The organism is Sphingobacteriales bacterium (assembly GCA_016711285.1).
GTDB lineage: Bacteria > Bacteroidota > Bacteroidia > Chitinophagales > UBA2359 > JADJTG01.
Genome location: JADJTG010000013.1, coordinates 705600 through 728159 on the forward strand (window position 1 = coordinate 705600; position 22560 = coordinate 728159).

Annotated in this window: 16 protein-coding genes; 13 read left to right on the forward strand and 3 right to left on the reverse strand. The window is 41.5% G+C overall.

The genetic code is table 11. The features are described 5' to 3' along the window. Window positions 1-65: 65 nt before the first annotated feature. Both IPL35_12510 and IPL35_12515 read right to left on the reverse strand, forming a co-directional pair. Complete coding sequence (locus IPL35_12510; protein MBK8444178.1) at window positions 66-518, reverse strand: transposase; 453 nt, start codon at window positions 516-518, stop codon at window positions 66-68. A 167-nt stretch (window positions 519-685) separates the two neighbouring features. Next, a complete protein-coding gene (locus tag IPL35_12515) occupies window positions 686-1018 on the reverse strand; it encodes a hypothetical protein (GenBank protein MBK8444179.1) in 333 nt (110 codons plus the stop codon). 579 nt (window positions 1019-1597) lie between these two features. Here IPL35_12515 and IPL35_12520 point away from each other — a divergent pair. Together IPL35_12520 and IPL35_12525 are read left to right on the forward strand one after the other, a co-directional pair. Then, window positions 1598-2299, forward strand: coding sequence for a hypothetical protein (locus tag IPL35_12520; protein MBK8444180.1), 702 nt, complete (start codon window positions 1598-1600; stop codon window positions 2297-2299). After that, window positions 2251-3702 (forward strand): hypothetical protein, encoded by a 1452-nt coding sequence (locus tag IPL35_12525; GenBank protein MBK8444181.1) that lies wholly within the window; start codon window positions 2251-2253, stop codon window positions 3700-3702. The genes IPL35_12520 and IPL35_12525 overlap by 49 nt, the downstream gene beginning before the upstream one ends. Before the next feature lie 9 nt (window positions 3703-3711). Here the strand turns inward: IPL35_12525 and IPL35_12530 are convergent, their stop codons facing one another. Continuing rightward, on the reverse strand, window positions 3712-6294 hold the full coding sequence (locus IPL35_12530; protein MBK8444182.1) for a right-handed parallel beta-helix repeat-containing protein: 2583 nt from the start codon (window positions 6292-6294) through the stop codon (window positions 3712-3714). A gap of 728 nt (window positions 6295-7022) precedes the next feature. Between IPL35_12530 and IPL35_12535 the strand changes: the two genes are divergently transcribed. The 11 genes from IPL35_12535 (at window position 7023) to IPL35_12585 (ending at window position 22359) form a co-directional block, all read left to right on the forward strand. Further along, window positions 7023-8318 (forward strand): ABC transporter permease, encoded by a 1296-nt coding sequence (locus tag IPL35_12535; GenBank protein MBK8444183.1) that lies wholly within the window; start codon window positions 7023-7025, stop codon window positions 8316-8318. A gap of 221 nt (window positions 8319-8539) precedes the next feature. Beyond that, window positions 8540-11377 carry a TonB-dependent receptor gene (locus tag IPL35_12540; GenBank protein MBK8444184.1) on the forward strand — a complete coding sequence of 946 codons (2838 nt, stop codon included), beginning with the start codon at window positions 8540-8542 and terminating at the stop codon, window positions 11375-11377. Between the two features lie 82 nt (window positions 11378-11459). After that, on the forward strand, window positions 11460-11717 hold the full coding sequence (locus IPL35_12545) for a hypothetical protein (GenBank protein MBK8444185.1): 258 nt from the start codon (window positions 11460-11462) through the stop codon (window positions 11715-11717). Between the two features lie 56 nt (window positions 11718-11773). Beyond that, complete coding sequence (locus tag IPL35_12550; GenBank protein ID MBK8444186.1) at window positions 11774-13270, forward strand: T9SS type A sorting domain-containing protein; 1497 nt, start codon at window positions 11774-11776, stop codon at window positions 13268-13270. A 173-nt stretch (window positions 13271-13443) separates the two neighbouring features. Next, a complete protein-coding gene (locus IPL35_12555) occupies window positions 13444-13947 on the forward strand; it encodes a hypothetical protein (GenBank protein MBK8444187.1) in 504 nt (167 codons plus the stop codon). A gap of 36 nt (window positions 13948-13983) precedes the next feature. Beyond that, window positions 13984-14832: an alpha/beta hydrolase gene (locus IPL35_12560; GenBank protein MBK8444188.1), complete on the forward strand. Its 849-nt coding sequence runs from the start codon at window positions 13984-13986 to the stop codon at window positions 14830-14832. 34 nt (window positions 14833-14866) lie between these two features. Next, on the forward strand, window positions 14867-15892 hold the full coding sequence (locus IPL35_12565; GenBank protein MBK8444189.1) for a cytochrome-c peroxidase: 1026 nt from the start codon (window positions 14867-14869) through the stop codon (window positions 15890-15892). A 315-nt stretch (window positions 15893-16207) separates the two neighbouring features. After that, window positions 16208-18865: a carboxypeptidase-like regulatory domain-containing protein gene (locus tag IPL35_12570; protein MBK8444190.1), complete on the forward strand. Its 2658-nt coding sequence runs from the start codon at window positions 16208-16210 to the stop codon at window positions 18863-18865. Window positions 18866-18914: 49 nt separating this feature from the next. After that, on the forward strand, window positions 18915-19724 hold the full coding sequence (locus tag IPL35_12575; protein ID MBK8444191.1) for a hypothetical protein: 810 nt from the start codon (window positions 18915-18917) through the stop codon (window positions 19722-19724). Window positions 19725-19779: 55 nt separating this feature from the next. Beyond that, window positions 19780-20661 (forward strand): hypothetical protein, encoded by an 882-nt coding sequence (locus IPL35_12580; GenBank protein ID MBK8444192.1) that lies wholly within the window; start codon window positions 19780-19782, stop codon window positions 20659-20661. Window positions 20662-20862: 201 nt separating this feature from the next. After that, on the forward strand, window positions 20863-22359 hold the full coding sequence (locus tag IPL35_12585; protein MBK8444193.1) for a VWA domain-containing protein: 1497 nt from the start codon (window positions 20863-20865) through the stop codon (window positions 22357-22359). The last annotated feature ends 201 nt before the right edge of the window (window positions 22360-22560 follow it).

Sequence of the window (22560 nt, forward strand, 5' to 3'; positions counted from 1 at the left end):
ATTATAGCCTTTAAAAAAAAAATTTCAATATTTGTCTCAAAGGATTTATTATACCAAATAAACATCTAAAAGGCACAGTTTGTAAAAAGTTTCCAACCTGTAATGGATTGAATGATAACGTTACTCATATCGTTGATAATATCAGTGACTTTGGCGGAGAGTTCTTCCAGATCTTTGCAAATAATGTTAGCAGTTTTGCCCTTGATGAATCGCCATATCATCTCTGCGGGGTTTAATTCGGGAGAGTAAGGAGGAATAAACAACAGATGAATATTTTTAGGAATTACCAATTGTCGGCTGTGGTGAAAAGCACCATTGTCAAGTAGAATTATCTTGAATTCTTCAGGCTTTTGTACGGAGAGTTTATCTATAAATATTTGAAAGCAGACCGTATTACAGTAAGGCATTTCTAAGGTAAGATTGTCTCCGTTGATGGGGAATAGGCACCAAAGAGATAGAAGTTTTGGAAGCGATGTTGGTAAGCTACGATGGGTTTTACGCCCTTTGCGGTAAGGCATCGTCTTATATTGGGCAATAACCCGACCCTGCTTTCGTCAGCAACATAAATATTTATACACTGGCAGCCTGAAAGACGAAACTCCTTATTTTTAATGCCTTTAAGGCGTGTTTGATAAGTTTTTTAAAAGTATCAACCGCCGCTTCGTCCTTTTTGATATGGCTTTTTCTACCCACCTTGAGTTTTGTGCCAAAGTTTCGCTTCAGATACATCCTTACCGTATTGTATTGCTTTTTCAATACCCAACTCCGACTTCAGCCACTGCTGTGCTTCTTTGTAGGTGCGCAACCCATTCTTGGGATCTTTTAGCTTTTGCGATATCCCCTCTTTTTCGCTGCTCCCGGAGGTTGGCGACAGCAACCCCCCCCTTTTTTCCCGCAACACCCCAAAACCCCCCCGCATTGGGGGGAGCTTCCCTCCCCCTTTTTTATCAAAGCCCCAGAAGCCCCGAACTGGAGGTAAGAAGATGATTGCGGGGAAAACCCCCTGGATATTCATCAACAACCTTACTTTAGGAAAGCCCCTCCCTTTGGCTTTTTATGTAGCCGTTTCAGGTAATCTGCTGACTCTTTTATGTGAAAAACTTTATGGCCAAACAATACCAACAATTTAAAAACTCCAAAAATTTTGTCAAAATGTTTTTTAAACATTTTTTAAACTACTTTTTTTTCCAATTCAAAATTATCTTCTTATTAAAAAACAATTTTTCAAATTTACATCAAATTTTCCCTTTTTTTTCCCCTTTTTTCCTCAATTTCAACCCCCACTTTTCTCCAAAAACATTTTAAAAATTCCCTTCAAAGTTCACAAAAAAAACCTTACCAAAAACAAAAAATCCCTTTTCCCTCGACAAAAACTAAATTTTACCGGATTATCAATAGGGCTTCTTTGGGGGGCCAACGGGGCTCTTAAACGAAAAAAAAATTAAACCAAAATTCGAAATTTGAAAATTTGGGGGAGGGGGGAGAAGCCGCGGGGGGCGCGGGCGCCAAATTTTTTCCCCGCGGCCCCTCTCTCCCCCAGCGGCCCCGCCCCCCCAAGGCGCTGGCCGCCGGGGAGTGGGGAGCACAGGGCCCGCCGTTGCCCCAACCCCCCCCGCCGCCGCCAAGGACCGGAACCCTCCCGCGGCGGCGGAACACCCCCCACTCCGGCACGGACAGGAAAAAAGGGCAGGAGGAAAGGAACAACTCCAGCAAACACCAAAACACCCCCGCCAACACCCCCCGCCCCGCCGGACAAATGCCGCGTTCGCCCGGTTTGGCTCCCGCCCCCAAAAAATCCCCCCCCAACAATTTATTTACCGAAAACGGCAACGAAATCTGCTTTACTTCTATCGGCGATGCTTCTACTTCCGAAGGTCATTTTTGGGAAGTGATAAACGCCGCCGCCGTTTTGCAAGTGCCTTTGGCGGTGTTTGTGTGGGACGATGGCTATGGAATTTCTGTTCCAAAAAAATATCAAACCACCAAAGAGAGCATCTCCGAAGCCCTGAGCGGCTTTGATATGAAGCCGACAAAAACGGCATACAAATTTATCGGTGCAGAGCGTGGAACTATGCCGAATTGTGCGAAACCATCGGCAAAGGTATTGAGCAAATGCGCAGCACACATATTCCGGCATTGTTTTATAATAACCCGGAAACACACCCGCGGGGGCCGGCCCCCCCGGCTCGCGCAAGGGGTGCAAAAAAAAAAAAAACCCGAGGGGGGGGGGGGAGTGGGTGGTTGGCAAAAATGCAAGAAAGGAGGTTATTGCGCAACACTATCACGAAAGAAGACTTAGAAACACTCCATCAAAACCTCACTGCCGAAGTATTGCAAGCCCGTGAGCAAGCTTTGCAAAGTCAATCGCAGCCCATACTCGCCGCCAAAGCCGTTTTGGAGCCTGTTTTGCAGCAGGCAGTTCAGGCATTTGCCAACGATGCCGCCGTTCAGGAGGCTTGGAAATACTATGCCGCCAAACGGAGTTTTTCTTTTGAAATTCTCATCAAAACAGCGCAACATTTTTTGTTGGCATTGCATACTTATGATACACCTATAAAAGAAGAGCTTCGTCATTGGCTCAAAACACAAAAAAATCGGGGCAACGCCACTTATCGCAGCAAATTATTCACAGATACTCCCTTTGCCGCTTTGCGTGTGCCGGAAACCAAAGCCGCCTATACCGAACAGTCGCCACTGCTCAACGGCTACGAAATCATCAATCATTTCTTTGATATAGCTTTTGAGCGCGATGCACATTTGTTGGCTTTTGGGGAAGATGTAGGCTTTATCGGCGATGTAAATCAGGGATTTGCCAATTTGCAAAAAAAATACGGCGAAACACGGATTTTTGACACCGGTATCCGCGAACTCTCTATCATCGGGCAAGGAATAGGCTTGGCGATGCGCGGCTTTCGCCCTATTGCCGAAATTCAGTATTTAGATTATTTTATTTACGGGTTGCAGCCGCTTACAGACGATTTAGCTTCTTTGAGTTATCGCAGCAATGGCAAACAACGCGCTCCGCTTATTGTGCGCACACGCGGACACCGCTTGGAGGGCATTTGGCATACCGGCTCGCCGATGGCAATGATTTTGAACAGTGTGCGTGGTATTCATGTGTGTGTGCCGCGCAACTTTGTGCAAGCCGCCGGAATGTACAGCACCCTGCTCCGCAGCGACGAACCCGCCATTGTAGTAGAATGTTTGAACGGCTATCGCCTCAAAGAACGCCTGCCCGACAATATGGGCGATTATACAGTGCCTTTGGGTGTGCCGGAAGTGCTGCAAGTCGGCAACGATGTTACGCTCATCACTTACGGCTCTTGTGTAAATGTAGCGATAGAAGCCTTAGAGCAATTGCAAAAAGTGGGTATTTCGGTAGAATTGATAGATATACAAACGCTCTTACCTTTTGATACGGGGCATTTGTTGGTGGAATCGTTGAAAAAAACCAATCGCGTGTTGTTTTTAGATGAGGACGTACCCGGCGGAGCCACGGCTTTTATGATGCAGCAGGTATTGGAAATACAAAACGGTTATCGTTATTTAGATGCTGCACCGCGCACCCTCACTGCCGCCGAAAACCGCTCGCCTTACGGCTCTGATGGCGGCTACTTCACCAAACCTTCAGCCGAAGATATATTTGAAGCCATTTATGAAATGATGCACGAATGTGAACCACAGCGTTTTCCGCAGTGGTAGCCTCCCCTGCTAAGGCTGATGAATACCGATACTGGGGTTACGAACCAATATAGAAAAAGGATTGCTAAAAAAATCGCGCAATGATGAATTAAAATGCATAGAACTCCCTTTGCGATACATGGGGTTAGATTTATTAAACCATGTAGAGTTTTTGAGTTTAAATCCGCTTAGTTCGCTGCGCAGGGTCTGTTCAAAAGTCGCTAAATTAACTACACCTGTCTGATAGGCAATATCGGGCAAAGAAATATTAACAAAAGAAGGGTTTTGATTTAAGGCACCTGTTTCCAATACTCTGTTTACCCATTCCCCAAAAGTAATTTCAATATCACCTACAGCGGGCGCATCTTGCAAAGAAATGATAAACTTAGCTCCATTTATAAAAGAAGAGGTGTAATAATTATTGTTATAAAAACTAACAGAATTGGGTGCATTGAGTAAATGAGGTGAAATATGTACTAATCTTCCAAGATTATTCTGAAAAATATTATTAAAAATATATACTTCCGAAAAATCTAAAGGTGTATTACCGTTTTCAGGAGTATAAGCATCTAATTTCAGTGCATATCCGTAAGGGGCAGTATTCGTTTTATATGTCACGTTGTTGAAGATATATATATCCTTCAAATGCGAACGTCCGTCTGTCCATACTGTAATAGCCCCATAATGATAAGGATAGCAAGCACCGCTAAAAATACGCGCCGTATCTTTTACATCATTGATGCTGATATTATAGCAGAGCGTATCGTGGTGCATAGGGGCGGCATTGTGGGTTTGGTTAATTAAAAAACCCATAGCGCGGTTGTCGTGCGAATAATTGTATTTCATAATAGAGTGGCTCACGCCGCCGTCGAAATCAAAACCGCCGCCATCTAAGGAGTAAGAACTGTTTTGATACGACTCACAATATTGTATGGTTACATACTTTGCTTCAAAAGCCCAAATACCTTCGCCACCCGAAGCCCCCATATTATTTTCGCCATTGTGGTGTGCCACGCATCTGTTGATATTACATTGATTTATATTTGATACAAAGATACCGTTTCCGCCGGGTTCGCCCCCCAAACGGGCACAATCGTTGCGGTCGCCGCTATTGGCAATACCAAAATTATGATGGCTTTCGCACTGTGTGATGGTATAGCGTTTATGATAATAATCAAAACCGGAGCCATCAAAACTCGAACCCACATGAATACCGCTATTGCCATTGTGATGTGTAAGACATTTTTTTATCACTACACTATCAATACCAACGTAGCGTGGCACATCTATGGTGCTCCCATCTTGAAACAATACGCGATGCACACAATAAGGCGTAGCCATAAATTCTATACCGTGCCTCGCACAATTTTCTACTTCTACGTTTTGAATTATAATATTTTCAATATCAGGCTGACACACCTCTGCATCGTTTTTCGCAGCTTTACTAAAAGCCCTCAAAGCCTCCAAAAGCGACCACTTACAGTCTTCATCTGCAAAATTTTTAAATGCCTCACAATTATCTTCCAAACAAGTTTTGAGCGACATCAAATTAAAATTTGCCAAATTATTGCAAGGCGAATTACGCATATAGTAAAATATACAAGGCAATATTTTGGCTTGCTCCATCGGATCTTTTTGGCAAGGTGTAAGCCCCGCCAATGCAACAAGTCTGCAAGTATCCCGGCTTTCAAAACCCCCGCTTAATAAAGATTGATTTGCCGACACCATTATCCCCGAAAAATTATAAGTGGGCAATATGGGAATACCCTGATTGGTGAGTTGGTTGAGGTTGTTGGGATTAAGGCTGCCTTCAATATGTATATTTTCGATGGTGATATGATGTGGAGTATCCGTTCCTGCCGCTATTGTAATAGCTGCATCTTTTATTTTTGGCACTACCATTATTTTTTCTGCACCGTTATTGATAGAAGCGGGACGAGAAACACCTGCACCAAAGTATATATCTATTATTACAGGATTTCCAAATTCCATAACAGGCTCATTATTAGAATAAAACAACTGATAGCGGGCACTTTCGTTACCGCTGTCTTGAATTTTGTTGGCTTTGATGAAAAAAGGCTGAAAGGAAGCAGCATAGTGGCTGAAGGGGTCAAAACTCCCCGAACTCAATTTAGAAAATTCTAAGCCAATGGAATTACGCACCACACGGCGATTACCGCTTCTGTCTCCAAAAACAATATTATATTTGGGCAAAGAACTCCAAATTTCAACAATTTGAGGTATCTTGGCTTTGATAATCGCTTTGAGCGGAGTTGCAGCGTTGGTATTGGCATAACTGGTAAGCGTAATATAGGGTTTGGTAATTTCCAAAAAACCGACATGCACTATATCGCTGTTGCCATCTGCATTATTGTCTTGTGCTTTAAGATGAATAATAAGCGGCTGTTGGGCGGTGGGTTGCACGGCAGCAGATTGGAGGAATGTATTCATTTTTTCCAAAGTGCGGAAGGGCTGCTGAAAACTCCCCGAATTATTATCATTTCCGAGTTCGGGGTCTATATAATAATGTTTTTGCGCCTGCAACGTGATGCTACCAATGAGCCATAGCATAAACAGCAAAAATATATTATTTCTAAAAATGTAGTTTTTCATAAAATTCAGCATTATAAATTAATGGTTTAAAAGGTATATAAAAGTCGAGGGATATTTTACAATTTTTAAAAATAAAAAAAGGCTGCTCTGAATTATAGCAGCCTTTTTTAAAAAAGTTGTACGTACATTATCACAACGTAACCACAACAAAATCGTCCATTCCAAGATTATTTCTAACTAATTTTTACCCCTAAAAATCTTAATTTGAGAAATAAAAATAAAAGGTCTTAAAGAGTGTATATTTTGCAAGATCTTAAAACATAGTTTGAAATACTTTTATATCTTTTTTTATTGCTCAAACTAATAATAACCCTGAAACAACTTGCTTGCTTTGCTTGATGTAAAATTACAGATGTTACAAGTAGTATTTTATTACAAAAAAATGAAAAAAGTATCGTTTTAGAAGTGGTAAAAAACTATTCTGATTGCAGCAAAACGCTATGATTCAGTATTATAAATACTTGTAAATCAATACAAATTGATTTGTTTTTGTTAAAACAAATCAATTACAAAAAAAAACGATTTTCAGATAAAAAAACATTAACAATTTTAAAAAAATCATCTTGCATCAATGCAAAACAGGAATTTTTAGAAAAAACATTGTCGTTTTTTTATTTTTAAGACAGCCGTATTACTCAAAATAAATTTTGCATATTTAGTTTTCTTTTATCTTTGTCAAATTCAAGTGTTTAAATATTATCGTACCAATTTGTGCATTTATAGTTAATATGTCGGCAACACAAACAGAACAGCAACTCGACCAAAGTTATTGGGCGTATGTAAAACGGCAGTTTCGTAAAAACAAAAGAGCCGTTTTTGCTTCTTATTTTATTGTTTTTTTGGTTATCATTTCATTATTGGCAGATTTTTTGGCAAATGAAAAACCTTTGATAGCAAAATACAAAGGTGAATGGGGTTTTCCGGTGCTGAAACAGTACGCCGTAGCTTTGGGTTTGTCGCAGTGGAATCCCGAATTTCGGAATGTGTCGTGGAACAATTTAGAATACGACTTTGTGATTTTTCCGCCGATTCCGTATCGCCCTACGAATTTGGATTATAACAATGTATTGGTAAGCCCTTTTGCCAAGCAAGATGTGGCTTCGTTGCGCTGGCGGCATTGGTTGGGCACTGACAATATGGGTCGTGATGTATTGGCGGGCATGATACACGCCACACGCATAGCGTTGTCGGTAGGAATTATTTCTATGGGCATTGCTGCATTTATCGGTATTATATTCGGCTCTTTGGCGGGCTATTTCGGCGACACTCGCCTCTACACTTCGCGTGGGCGGTTTTGGCTCAATATTATATTTTTTATATTGGCGGGTTTTTATGCTTTTGGCACACGCTCGTTCATCATCTCCGATGCCCTCGGTGAGTCGCCGTTTCAGATGCTGATAGAAGTTTTTATCAGTGCCATCATATTCGTGGCGGTGATGTTGGCAGGAAATATATTGGCTTTCGCTGTTGAAAAATTGCCCTATTTGAAACAAAAAGTAGCTGTGCCGGTGGATATAATGGTATCTCGCTTAATTGAGGTTTTAGTATCTATTCCGCGTTTATTTTTAATTCTTGCCATTGTAGCGGCTATGACTTCGCCCTCTTTGCTGATAGTGATGCTCATTATTGGGTTTACTTCGTGGACGGGCATTGCGCGGCTCATTCGCGCCGAGCTGCTCAAGGTGCGGCGTTTAGAATATGTAGAGGCAGCGCAGGCGTTGGGTTTCAGCGAAAAGCGCACTTTGCTCAGGCACGCCATTCCCAATGCTTTGTCGCCAGTACTCATTGCCATTGCATTCGGGATAGCGGCGGCAGTACTCACCGAAAGTTTTTTGTCGTTTCTCGGCATCGGTGTTCCCACTGATGTAGTCACTTGGGGTTCTTTGCTCAATCTCACGCGCACCAACAACTACGCTTGGTGGCTGGCGATTTTTCCGGGTGCGGCTATCTTTTTCACGGTTACTTTTTTCAACCTCATCGGCGAAGGGCTTACAGATGCCTTAGACCCGCGGCTGAAGCAGTAAATTTATTTTTCGCTCCACATCTAAATAAGTACCTGAGCAGAATTAATTCATACTATTTGTTTTTATAAAATATTGATTTTTAATTAGTTATTTAGTTTATTATTTGCAATTAAAAATTAATCATTACTTATTACAGCATCGTTAATTTTTATATATCAATACAAAAAAACAACCCAATATATTTTTTTCTCCTTTTTTAAAAAATTAACCGTTTATAAAATATGGCTTCTTTTATTACCAAATTTTTTCTAATTATCGCTGTCTTATACTCACTGACGGCAGCAAACAGCCTGTCGGCGCAAAACTCGGTGCGCGGTGTTGTAAAAGACAAAGAAACCGGCGAGCCTTTGGCATTTACAAATATTATCGTAAAAAACAGTACAGAAGGCACACAAACAGACTTTGATGGTAATTTTGAATTAAAAACCACTCAAAAACCGCCCTTCTCACTCACAATTACTTACATTGGCTACGAAACACAGGAAGTAGCCATCAACGACCTGCAACGCAGCTACAGCATACAAATGATACCGGCGGGCTTGGTATTGGATAAAGAAGATGTGGTGATACGCGGCAGCCGTGTTACCGAAAAACAGCGCGAAGCTCCGCAAACCATAGAATCTTTGGATTTGATAGCGATTAAAGAAACACCTGCTGCTAATTTTTATGATGGTTTGGGTAATTTAAAAGGGATTGACATAACAGCTTCGAGTATGGGCTTTAAAACCATCAACACACGCGGCTTCAACAGCACCAGTCCCGTGCGTTCGCTGCAACTGATTGACGGCGTGGACAATCAGGCACCGGGATTAAATTTTTCTTTGGGCAATTTTGTAGGTTCTTCGGAATTAGATGTATTGCGCGTGGAAATTATAGCCGGTGCACAAACGGCACTATACGGGCCCAATGCCTTTAATGGTGTAATCAGCATGAACACCAAAAGTCCTTTTTTTCATAAAGGATTATCTATAATGGCAAAAGGTGGCGAGCGCAATTTGGCGGAGTTGGCTTTGCGCTATGCCCACGCTTGGAACGATAAATTCGCTTTTAAAATAAATGCTGCTATGATGCGTGCCAACGATTGGGTAGCCAACAACCTGAATGAAGTATATCGCGACCCCAACACCGGTGGTTTGCAGGCGGTGGGCACCAACAACTGGGGCGGCTACGATGCCGTAAATATATATGGCGATGAATTGCTGGCATTTAACGGCGGCACTAATATCAACAGCGACTTGAGTTCCAAACGCCTACTGCCGGGTTTGGGTACATTTTTCAGAACAGGCTACGCCGAAGAAGATTTAGTAGATTACGATACCGAAAATTTAAAATTAGCGGCAGCACTGCACTATAAAATAGCTCCCGAAATAGAAGCTATTTACGGATACAATTTTGGTACAGGTACAACCGTATATCAAGGCGACAACCGCTACAGTCTCAACAATTTGGTATTTCAGCAACACAAAATAGAAATTCGTCAGTTAGATAAGTTTTTTGTAAGAGCCTACCACACGCGCGAAAATTCGGGCGATACTTACGATGCTGTATTTACGGCGTTTAAACTCAATGAGCGTGTGCGCAACAACAACGAATGGTCGCAACGCTACACGGCTTACTGGAATCAAAATATAGTAGATAAAGTACGCGCTTTATCCGGCTATCCCGACCCCGCCAATCCCGCCAATTTTTCGGGTTGGTTTGCTCCACAAGGACAAATTGCACCCAACTACGCCATCGGCGACTCGGTGATGAACGCCAACACCGACAGCCTGCTCTATTGGCACAGTTTGGCACGCGCCTACGCCGATGAGGGTCGTTTGATACCGGGCACACCCGAATTTCAACAGGCTTTCAAAGAGATTACGTCCAACAGTTCTTTTGAAAAAGGCGGCACACGTTTTTTGGATAATTCTTCATTAACACACCTGCAAGGCGAATACCAACTACAACCTTCTTTTGCCGACAACATCACGATAGGAGCGAGTTTTCGTCTTTATACTCCCGACTCCAAAGGCACTATTTTCAGCGACACTTCGGGCGTAAAAATCACCAATAACGAAGCAGGCATATATGGCGGTATCACCAAAAAAACACTGAACAAAAAATTAATTCTCACCGCCACCGCTCGCGCCGACAAAAACCAAAATTTTGATTTATTGTTTTCGCCCGCACTTTCGGGGGTATATCTCATCAACGAGCGCAGCACTGCCCGCATCGGTTTTTCATCGGCTATCCGCAATCCAACTTTGCAAGACCAATATCTGTATTACAATGTAGGTCGTGCTATTTTGCGTGGCAATCTCAACGGCATAGATACCTTAGTCACCGTACAATCGCTGATAGATTTCTTACAGCCCTCCGGCGGTGATTTGGCGGCTTTGGATACTATCTCAGCTCCGGCAGTACAACCCGAAAAAGTAAAAACCGTAGAATTGGGCTACAAAGGCACTTTATTTGAGCGTTTGTTTATAGATGCGGGTTATTATTACAGTTGGTATCGCGATTTTATCGGTTATAAAATAGGCGTAGATTTGGAACTGAACGAAACCAATAATTTCAAAAGTGCTCAAGCCTATCGTGTAGCTACCAATGCACAATCGCAAGTAACCACGCAAGGTTTTTCTGTAGGTTTGAGCTATTTTATCGGTCAGTATTATGCCATCAACGGCAATTATTCGTGGAATGTGCTCAACAATACCGAAGACAAAGACCCCATTATTCCGGCTTTTAACACACCCGAACACAAATATAATATCGGATTTTCGGGTAGAGATATAAACAGCACTTTGGGCAGTTGGCGTATTCCTTCGTGGGGTTTCAGCCTCAACTACAAATGGATGAGTGCTTTTGTGTTTGAAGGCTCGCCACAATTTACCGGCGAAGTACCTGCTTACGGATTATTAGATACACAGCTTAATTTCGGAGTACCCAAATTAAAATCTGTATTAAAAATAGGAGCATCAAACGTACTCAATAACCGCCAATATCAAGCGTATGGCGGTCCTTCTGTAGGACGCTTGTTATATCTATCAATCCTTACACAATTAGATAACTTATAGTTCAAGTTTTGTGATGTAGGATAAATCCATTATTTTTGCCCTATATATCTACTATTCATTATTTAATCATCAACAGAAAAAAATGAAAATACTACCAATCTTAAAATCTATCATAGCTGCCTGGGTAATAATGTTTGCCATCTCATGCGGAGGCAACGAACGCCCGCAGCCTGCGGCACGCAAGCAACCTGCGGCACAGCAAAAACCCAGACCTGCTGCATCTCAAAAAGTAAATAAGCAAACTATAGAGAAGAAAAAAAGAGAATTGCAGCTAATGGAACGTAAACTAAAACAACAGCAACAAAAACGAAAAAAACAACAGCAAAGAAAACAACAATAACAAACAGCCTTGTTGTTTCTTGTTTTTGATAAAAACCCTTTAATCGATTACAAAATATGAAAAAGTTATTATTCGCTTTTGCAATATGCGTTGCACTTTCGGCAAGCGCGCAGGAGCGTTATTTAGATGAGTATCTGAATGTGAACGTTACGGAAGATGTAACTTACGGCTGGAACTGGTCGGTGCATTTTAACCCCGATGCCATTGATACGCTAAAAATGGACATCTACGAACCCGAAGAAGATGCCAACGTTCAGCAACGTCCGGTGATTGTTTTCAATCCGGCGGGCAGCTATTTGCAGCCTTTGCTCACCGCCCCCTACGGCAGCCGCAAAGACCCTTACATTCAGGAAATGTGTACACGCTTCGCCCAACGCGGCTGGGTAGCTATCGCCATCAATTATCGCTACGGCTGGAATCCAATTGCCAGTACCCAAACCGACCGCGCCCGCTCTATTATGCAAGCAGTGTATCGTCCCACTTTGGACAACCGTATGTGTGTGCGCTATCTGCGCAAAACAGTTTCTGAAGGCAATATATATAATATTGATACAGAGCGAATTGCAATAGGCGGCGACAATTCGGGTGCATACAATGCCATTTCTGCAGCATACTTAAATGACCACGCCGAACTCAATTTATTCAAATTTTTAGATGACCAAGGCAATTCCTTTATTGACGTAAATCAATTAGGCGATTTAGACGGCTCCGGCGGCGACCCGAACCAAAATATATTCCTTTATCCAGAGTATTCCGATGATTTTGATTTGGTACTCAATTTAGGAGGTGCAGTTGCCGATACTTCGTGGATAGATGCCGGCGAGCCGCCAATTATTAATTTTCATGGCGTACAAGATGCCGGTACGCCTTACGAAACCGATGTGGTAATTGTATCGCTCACCGGACAGCCGGTAGTGGAAGTGAGCGGAGCTTTGGACATTGCCAAACAAGCCGACAGAACCGGTGTGAACAATGTGTTTTTGGAAACCAACCTCAACGACGAACTGTCGCAAATTGGCAGAAGCCGCACCGAAGGTATAGAAGGTATTTTTCCTTTTCCCGACAAAGGTTTTGCGCCCTACGCTTATTATGTGTGCGATGTAAGCGGTGCTGTTCATTGTGATGAAACCTCCTTATACTGTGGCTACAAAAACAGTTTGGTATCCAACGAATGTAACAACGAAACAGTCTGCAAACCCTATATTGACACCATCATGAATTACTTTGCACCCCGTGCAATGGTGGCATTAAAATTACAAGGGTACGAACAATTTTTGAATGTGGGCATTGAAGAAAATGCTCCTACAACCTTCATAGTATCACCTAATCCGGCATTTGACCGCATAAAAATAGTAGCTGATAAACCCGTAAAAGCATATACTATCTATGATATTGCCGGAAAACAAGTAATACGCCGCGAAGTACCGGCTAATACCGAATTATATATACCGCGCGAGACTTTGGAAGCAGGTATGTATGTATTGGAAATAGAAGATACGGCGGCACAAAAAAGTGTTAAAAAGTATTTTTTCAATAAAGTATCAGTATTTTAAGATAGTTTTTTAAAACAATTCTTTTTACAAATCTCTTTATGATACGGATAACGTACATAAAGAGATTTTTTTATTTTTATAGATAAAGTAGTATCTTTCGCTTAATAAAAAAGCTAAATCCCCTATCCTATCATCTCTGCAATTATTTCATTCACCTCATTATCATTTTTTTTATGAACGCCGCACATTATCATTTAATTTTCAATCACTTTCCTATTTTTTTTCATTTAATAGGCTTTTTGGTTCTTATCGGAGGTATAAGCACCGCTTCTGCCATCATTAAGCGCACGGCATATTGTTTATTTATAGCCGGAACATTATTTACATTTGCTGCCAATGCCAGTGGTGAACGCGCCGAACATTGGCTCGACGACCAAGGGCGTATTGAAGAAAAATATGTAGAAGAACACGAAGAAGCAGCCGAAGCATTTATGTTAAGCTCCATAGGATTAGGGCTTTTGGCAGCGGTGGCATTATGGGCAAATTATAAACGGCGTTCTTTTGCCAACACGCTGTCAATAGTGACCGTGCTGTATGCGGCGATAGTGCTTTTTTTGGCACAAAGAGTCGGCAACAGTGGCGGCGAAATTATGCACCCCGAAATCCGTGAAAACTATACACCCAAAACCATTGCTCCCACAGGCACTTCAGAATCTCACGAAAACGAAGAACATTAATACGGAACAAAATAAGTTTTTAGCGATACAACTCTGATGAAAAAATCAATTATCTATAACAACACTTGCTTTGTATATCACGATTATGCCGCACCTACCACATCGGCAGAAACTTGGGTCTTGCTACACGGATTTGGTTTTACGCCACAATTATGGCAACATTGGCTACCGACATTGACACGACAGTATCACATTTTATTGCCGGCGATGTGCGGTTTTGGCGGCAGTGATGCCATTGCCGACCTGCGCTTGGAAGACATTGCCGACCGCTTGGCGGCGATGTTGGAGCAAGAGGGGATTAAAAAATGTACGTTTGTAGGACACTCAATGGGCGGCTATGTGGGAGCGCATTTTGCAGCACATTATCCGCAGTATTTATCGCGTTTGGTATTTTTTCATTCTTCTGCTACCGCCGACGATACCGAAAAACGTCAAGTGCGCCAAAAAGCCATTGATTTTATGCAACAAAACGGCACTGCCTCTTTTTTTGATGAATTGATGAAAAATGTTTGCTCACCCGATTATTACTCAAAAAATAAAGCGCAGATAGAAACATTATCCGCCATTGCAAAAAGTTTTCCGACCGAAAATGTGGTTGCTGCCTACCGCGCCATGATGTTGCGGCACGACCAAAGCGCAGCTCTGCAAGGGCTTGAAATTCCTGTGGTATTTGTAAGCGGCGGCTTGGATAAGTCGGTGAGTTGGCAGCGCAATACCGCCGAAGCTGCTCTTTTAAACTGGTGCAAACTGATTTATTTGCCCGAAGCCGCACACATGGCTATGCTGGAAATGCCCGACATCGCTTTAAATGCTTTGTTACAAATGGCAGCAGAAACTAAATATTTACTCACCGAAAAATCAGATACAGTGACAGAAAGCAGCTAATTTTTTTAAAAGAATTTCTTTTTTTAAGTAAAAAATGTGGAATAATCAACAACAGATAGCCGTATTTTTTATTATTTGGGCAATTTTACAAACGGCTTGCGAACCCGACCCCACACCAACGCCCGATTTTGTGTTGGAGATTCCGAAAGGATTTCCAGCACCTGCCGTTCCTACCGACAACACACTCACAAAAGAGCGTATAACTTTAGGCAAGCAGCTATTTTATGATGTTGCACTCTCCCGCGATTCCTCGGTCGCTTGCGCTTCGTGCCATCAGTTGCAATATGCTTTTACCGATCCTGTTGGCGTTAGCTCCGGTGCAGAAGGTCGCAAGGGATTTCGCAATGCACCCACCCTGAGCAATGTGGCATATCAAGCACATTTGTTGAGCGAAGGCGGCGTACCCACGTTAGAAATGCAAGTATTAGTGCCTTTCGGCGACCACAACGAATTTGATTTCAATATTGTGGCAGCAGGTCGACGGCTTTCTCAAAATGCGCAATACCGCACACAGGCACAAGCTGCTTACGGGCGCGATAGCGTAGATGCTTTTGTGATAACCCGCTCCATTGCAGCCTTTGAGCGCACCTTGCTGAGTGGCAACAGTCCTTTTGACCGTTTTTATTTTAGCGGCGACAGTTCGGCACTCGGTGCGGCGGCACAACGCGGGTGGGCACTTTTTCAGAGCGACAGCTTGGCGTGCCGCCAATGTCATAGCGGTTTTAATTTTACAGCAGGTACTTTTGAAAACAACGGCTTATATGAAATATATGAAGATATAGGCAGGGCACGCCTTACATTTTTGGAAGAAGACAAAGGAAAATTTAAAGTGCCAACCCTCCGCAATATTGCTTTTAGTGCGCCCTATATGCACGATGGCAGCATCAACAGTTTAACACAGGTAATTGAACACTATCAGTCCGGCGGTAAGCACCCCGACAATCAAAGCCCGCTCATTAAAGGCTTCCGGCTCAACACGCAACAACAAACCGATTTGTTGCAATTTCTTCAGTCATTGAGCGACACGACCTTTATACAAAATTCTTCTTTTTTACCTTAAAAAACACAAAAGCGGTTTTTAAAATATTCAATAATCAATAAAAAAACACATTCCGCACAATATACAAAATTATGTATATAAAAACTATATCAAATACAAAATTATCATTAACTTTATCACACTGATTATAATTTCTTTTTATAAAGAAAAAAGACACAAAGTGTCGTAAACCATACATTATTATTGTTTATTGCCTTGAAATATCCTATGTTTGAAACCTGAAAATCGGTATTGTATTCACCAATACTTTCTTTGAAGTATTGCGATACAATTATGAACATACAATTTGATTAATTATACAAAGCAATTATATATATGAAACTAAAAATACTGTTTTTCCTTGTTTCTTGTGTTTTAATAGAAGTATTTTCAGGGAGTTTGCTATCGGCTTATGGTCAAAATACGGCAGTTACATTGAGTGGTGTTGTAAAAGATAAAGAGGGTCGTCCTTTGACGGGAGTCAGCATTTTTTTAAAGGGTTTATTTACCGGTACGGTGAGCAATACGGAAGGGAAATATTTATTAAAGCTGCGTACCGATGATTTACCCGGCTACTTAGTATTTTCTTATAGTGGTTTTAATCGTTTGGAAATAGCCGTAAGCACCGAAAATTTAAACAATGATGTAGTGCTAAACAGTTTACAATCATTTACTACAAACGAGATTATTACATCTGCTTCACGCAACAGCGAACAAGTGATGCAAGCTCCCGCATACGTAGATATTGTACAGGAAAAAGAAATTGTACAACGCAATACGGTAGAATTATTTAATTATCTGTCACATTTGGGGGGCGTAGATGTAAATTCTTCTTCTATGCTGTGTACTTCTATCAGTCCGCGCGGTTTCAACAGCCCTCGCTCGGAGCGTATGCTGCACATGGTAGATTATATGGACACGCAAAGTCCGTCTATGAATATCAATTTCGGCAACATACTCAATACCATTGATTTAGATGTTTCTTCGGTGGAGCTATTGCACGGACCTGTATCGGCTCTGTATGGTGCCAATGCGCTCAACGGTTTATTGCTGATCAATACCAAAGATGCTTTTATCCACGAAGGATTAAGTGTAATACTAAAAGGGGGTAGTCAAAATCTTTTTGATGCACAATTGCGTTATGCTACAAAAATCAACAATTTTTGGGCGTTTAAAATCAATGCAAGTGTATTTTTAGCCAAAGAGTGGTTGGCGAATAATGTAAATGCTCTGAGCAGCGACCCGCTCAATCATACAATAAATTCGCCTTTGGGCTACAACGCCATCAACCGCTATGGCGAAATAGGGCTAAACATAGATTTGGACAACGACTCGCTGCATACCAAAGAAACACGCATCTATACGCCCGGTTGGTCGGAGGAAGATTTGCTGCGCGAAGATGACGGAACAAAGGTATTTCGCATCAACCCATCATTATCCTATTTGCTGACCGACAAAATAAAAGCTACGATAGAAGCGAATGCTTTGCTGGCAAGCACCATTTATCAGTTCAGTACGCGCACCCGCTTAAAAAACTATACATTTTCTCAACTAAAAGCTGCTTTGGAAAGCGACCGCTGGGCAGTACGCGCCTACCACAGCCGCGACAATGCCGGCGAATCTTACGATTTGAATTTGCTGGCTACCTACTTAATGCAAGCACCGGTAAGCAATTTATATACCGTTGATAGTGTGCGTGTCAATAATTACTCTGAATTATATTTCAACAACTACATCAGTGCCTATCAAAAAAACAACGGTTCTTTTGAGAAAGCACAATCAATTGCCAATGCCAATTTTCCGAAGAGTACAGGCGATGAATTTTTGGCTCTTCGCGACCAGGTTATTGCATCAGATGTAGCGGGCAAAGGAGCAAAAATCCGTGTAAACAGTAATTTTACAGATGTAAGTGCGCAATACAGTTTTAAAATAAAAGCATTAGACCAGTTTACGTTGGGTACTGCCAATCGTTGGTATCAATTAGAATCTCAGGGGCATTTTTTCGCCGACACTGTTGATATACTCAACAATTATCAGTTGGCGGCTTTTGGCGTATTGGAGCGTTCTTTTGCAAAAAAACGCATCAAGTTGGCGGCAGTAGTGCGGATTGAAGATACCAAAAACTTTAAAATCAATTTCACCAACCGTTTTTCGGCGGTGGTAGCATTAGACAAAAAGAAACAACACAACTTGCGCTTCAGCTATGCCGATGCTTTTCGCAATCCTTCGCAATTTGACCAATATGCACTGTATCAGGTGGGCAGTGTAACGATTTTGGGCAATGTAGGAAAGGGTTTTTCGGGCTATGATATAGCGGTATTGAGTGGTGGTTCGCCCGATACATACAAAGTATCCATTAACCCATTAAAACAAGAATACAGTGCTTCGTTTGAAGTGGGCTATCGTACATTTATCAAAGAGAAATTAGCTTTACACCTTAGCTATTATCAAACCCAATATAAAGATTTCATTACTGCCCGCCGCTTTGTAGGTCGTTTTGACGGAGCATTGCCCAACCTTGCTGCCGGAGAAGGCACCCTCATACAAGTATGGACGAATGTAGATGAAACCGTAAAAACTAAAGGCGGTGTGTTGGGAATAGATTATAATTTTATTCCGGCTTTGGGTGCAAAATTCAACTATACCTATATTCAGCTGCAAGCCACTCAAAATTCAATTGATTTCAATACGCCCGAAAGTAAGTTTAATATCGGATTTTATGGTGTCATTTCCAAACGCTACGCTTATAATATCAATTACCGCTGGGCAGATGAATATGTATATTCTTCGCCTTTTGCTGCGGGTATTATTGCGCCCACCGCATTGGTAGATGCTTATTTCGGCTATACAGTTCCTTCTTGGAAAAGTACATTTAGTTTAACATTGAACAATATATTTGACGAAAAAAAATATTCAAACCTTTGGTGGTCCGCATATCGGGCGTATGGTGGTATTAGGCATATTGACGGAACTGAAATAATACATTCTGTTTAAGTGTCAAGATTTTTTATTGTTTTTTTAGCCAAAACTCTACTACAGTTTTATGAAAACCTACGATTTTTTACTTGATGTATTGACAAACAACTATTTCAACACTTGGGTTTTTGCAACTTTGGCTTTACTGCTATTTATTGTATATCAAGTACTTAACCATTTTTATTGGCTGAAGAACTGGTTTCGCGCCTTGATGTTATTGGCGATTATGTGTTCTATTTCTCTGGCTATTTATTTATGGTGGCAAGAAAACGGAAAATATTATTCGTTGAGCCAAGAAGGGGAGAAATGGAACGAATTGGCAGAATTTATAAAAGACAAAAAAGAAAGCGAAACAAACAATACAACAGAGAATATTGGTGCTGATAAGAAAACACTTCCTGCATCGGCAACAACATCAGGCGCAGTTTCGCTTTCTGCTGTCCACAGTCCTTCATCAATAGATACGGCGGCAGCAGTACCCATTGTTGTACGAACCCCTACCGCCACAGCACCCGCTGTTGTAGAAGAAAATTGTATAGAAACTCCGATAAAGAACGAAAACACCTGGGCAAAAACGCGCTTAGATGCTATTTCTCTCTTAGACCGAATTTCACAACGCCTTGAAAAAGTAGAGAATAAAAGTATGTTGGTAGAGCGACAGATTAACGGTTTAAAGAAAAAAAACGCCAGCACCTTTTCAAAAGACAGCTTGATGCTGGAGTTGGAAACTTATTATTTATTATTGGCGAATCGCAAAAAAAATTTTTCAAATGAAATAGAAGCCTTTGAGCAGCAACAAATTACAGAATTATCTCTCAGCAGTGCCACACAAATGCTCAGGCACGATTTGGATTCTTTAATAAGAGTATATGAATAAAAAAACAGATTAGTTTTAAAAAAAAGGATTTAAGCAAAAAAATAACTATCATAGTATGAAGCATACCCGACAATTTCTGCCGAACCAATGGTATTTTTTGGGGTGGATATTACTCATAAGTATTACCACAACAAATCTAAAAGCTCAGGATTTACGCCAAAAAGTGGGCGAAGTAGATACCTACATCAACGACAACAGCGACCTTAAAATGGAAGTACTTCGTCTGCGCAAAAAAGTGCGCTCATTGGAGAGTAAAATAAAGTTTTTGGAAACCGACCTGAATACGGCTTCGAACAAAGTGCAGAGCTTGAGCAGCACCAAAAACAAAACCGAAGAACAATACAAAGAATTAGAAAGACAAGCCAAAAGCATTTTGGCAACCAACGATTCCATCAACCGCGTCAATCAGGAATTGATGAGCCTCAATGCCCACATTCTTAAATCAAAAGAAAATGTGGAAATTGCGGCAAATGCCTTAGCAGAGGTGCTTGAAAACGAACGTACCCAAAATAGAATAAAAATTGACCGTTTAAAAAAGAATTTGGCACAAGGTTGTAGCGATATTACACACGACACCAAACGAGGAACGGTGGTATTAGATGAAGAAAATATCCACAAATTATCGTGGATAGATAATTTTTTACTCAACCTCAACACCTGTTATGCGCTGCCGCGTGAAGAAGCGAGCAACAACATACGGGTATATTTCAATTTGTATCGCCAAGACGAAACCGGCAGAAAAGTACCTTTAGAAAACCGTGTTCCTGTGATTTTAACGCCTAACAATGAATTATCGGACGAAGCCATTATTCTTTACGAAGGAGATTTACAGGTGGCTTTACCGGGCAACAGCCGCTCCGAGCTGCGCACACGTTTTATTTATGAAGTGGAATATCAGGAAGAAATTATTGCAAATGGTGCTTTTAAATTGGAATAAAAAAAATCATATAATTTTTTGCTGCCAACCGGAAATTTATTCCAAAATGAGCGTATGTGTTTTTTTATAGATAAAAAACTCGCAATGTGCCCACATTACACATATTATTTATCTAATTTTTAGTTTTTTACTTGCTTTAAATGCTTTTTTACACGAAATATCACCTGCTGTATTCCCCGCACCGCAATACACTTGCTATGTATGGTTATCATTTGGCATAGCAGCGCAACAGCACAAATTTGGTCGGTAGAACGCTACGAAGGCATCGGCAATACGGCGGTACATAGCTTACTTTTCGACCAACAAAACAACTTGTGGATAGGCACACAAGACAGTGCCTGCATACTGCGCAATGGCAGCGACTCTTTAGAGACCATACTACATACCGGAGTTTATTCTATCAACGAAGACCCGCGCCATACCGTATGGCTCGGACTCACCAACAACATGCTCTATAACAGCGAAACACAAGATACTTACCCTTTAAATCTCAAAAACAGCAATGTACTCAACTCTATTTTATTCGAGAACAACTACCTTTATTTAGGCACACCCGAAGGCATGTACGAAGTGTATTATCGGCAAGAAGATGATGAAATTGTAAATATGCTGCCGCAAAAAATGGAGGATATCAAATATGTAAATGTGATTTATAAAGACCAGCATGGCATTGCAGGCGACAAGTGGGTAGGAACGGATAACGGCTTATTTCATTACAAACAAAAAAAGCTGTCGCCGTTGATTCCGGGTACGCAAGTGACGGCTATTGCTACGAACAACGAAAAAATATGGGCGGTGACGAACAACGGCATCGTATCGGTAGATAAGCAACTGCAAGTACGCAAAGTGCCGCTGTGTCGCGATTTTTTTGATTATCGCGTAGAAGATGTAGCATTTGACTCCGAAGGTAGTTTGTGGATAGCCGGAAAAACATTGGCAGTGATGGACAAAACCGGCTACTGCCGCCCCTTTACCGAAGAAGACGGTTTTTTCAGCAAACACCCGCTTTGCATTGCCACCGACAACAAAAAAAACGTATGGGTGGGTACTGAGGGCAAAGGATTATACAAAATTTATCGCCGCGACGAAGACAGCACCCTGATGGCTCGCTACGAATACATGAACAATTGTGCCTTTACAAATTTAGTGGTGTTGATGGATATTTCATCTTCTATGAACGCCGAGCATCGCCTGCCGAAGCTGAAAAAAAACCTGAGCGAAGTGCTACAGCGCATGCGCCCCGAAGATAAAGTTACCTTAATCACTTTTGCCTCTACCACCCGTTTGTTGCTGCCCACTACCTCCTGCCACAAAAATACCCTCATTGAAAGTGCCCTGAGCCGCACCGGTATCGGCGGCAAAAGCGATATTGTCACCGGCTTGGCACAATCGCTGCGGCTATTGAGCGAAAGCTACATCACCGATGGCAACAACTGCCTCATTATAGCCACAGACGGCGAATTTGAAATAAAAGAGCAGTTATATGATTTATTAAAAAGTATGCCTGAGCAGCAGCCCTTTACCATCTCGGTATTTGATTTTGGCAACGAAGAAGCCGAAAATAAAGATTTGGCAAAACTCGCTCAAAAAGCAGGCGGTACTTACACCAAATTTGGTAAAAAGAATGACAATAGCTTAGTACAAAAACTCGCTGATGAGATAAAAAGAGTACGCACTGCCCCTGCCGTATCTAAATAATTGACAGTGTTTTTTTAAAAAAAGATATTGCTTTTAAAATAATTTTTTCGCCAAACAGAATCAGGTAAGTTCATTCTAATTTGGAGGCTTGGTTTTTATTTCAATAAAACTTGCAGCACCCAATCAGTAAACTTTCAACTCAGAACCCACACTCCCTATTCGTCATCTTCACAGAATATCTGAATAAAATTTCCGACCTGC

Excerpts from the sequence above, each read along its gene's own strand:
- IPL35_12510 (MBK8444178.1), bottom strand. The coding sequence starts at position 518 with ATGCCTTACCGCAAAGGGCGTAAAACCCATCGTAGCTTACCAACATCG.
- IPL35_12525 (MBK8444181.1), top strand. The coding sequence starts at position 2,251 with ATGCAAGAAAGGAGGTTATTGCGCAACACTATCACGAAAGAAGACTTA.
- IPL35_12530 (MBK8444182.1), bottom strand. The coding sequence starts at position 6,294 with ATGAAAAACTACATTTTTAGAAATAATATATTTTTGCTGTTTATGCTA.
- IPL35_12535 (MBK8444183.1), top strand. The coding sequence starts at position 7,023 with ATGTCGGCAACACAAACAGAACAGCAACTCGACCAAAGTTATTGGGCG.
- IPL35_12540 (MBK8444184.1), top strand. The coding sequence starts at position 8,540 with ATGGCTTCTTTTATTACCAAATTTTTTCTAATTATCGCTGTCTTATAC.
- IPL35_12545 (MBK8444185.1), top strand. The coding sequence starts at position 11,460 with ATGAAAATACTACCAATCTTAAAATCTATCATAGCTGCCTGGGTAATA.
- IPL35_12550 (MBK8444186.1), top strand. The coding sequence starts at position 11,774 with ATGAAAAAGTTATTATTCGCTTTTGCAATATGCGTTGCACTTTCGGCA.
- IPL35_12555 (MBK8444187.1), top strand. The coding sequence starts at position 13,444 with ATGAACGCCGCACATTATCATTTAATTTTCAATCACTTTCCTATTTTT.
- IPL35_12560 (MBK8444188.1), top strand. The coding sequence starts at position 13,984 with ATGAAAAAATCAATTATCTATAACAACACTTGCTTTGTATATCACGAT.
- IPL35_12565 (MBK8444189.1), top strand. The coding sequence starts at position 14,867 with ATGTGGAATAATCAACAACAGATAGCCGTATTTTTTATTATTTGGGCA.
- IPL35_12570 (MBK8444190.1), top strand. The coding sequence starts at position 16,208 with ATGAAACTAAAAATACTGTTTTTCCTTGTTTCTTGTGTTTTAATAGAA.
- IPL35_12575 (MBK8444191.1), top strand. The coding sequence starts at position 18,915 with ATGAAAACCTACGATTTTTTACTTGATGTATTGACAAACAACTATTTC.
- IPL35_12580 (MBK8444192.1), top strand. The coding sequence starts at position 19,780 with ATGAAGCATACCCGACAATTTCTGCCGAACCAATGGTATTTTTTGGGG.
- IPL35_12585 (MBK8444193.1), top strand. The coding sequence starts at position 20,863 with ATGGTTATCATTTGGCATAGCAGCGCAACAGCACAAATTTGGTCGGTA.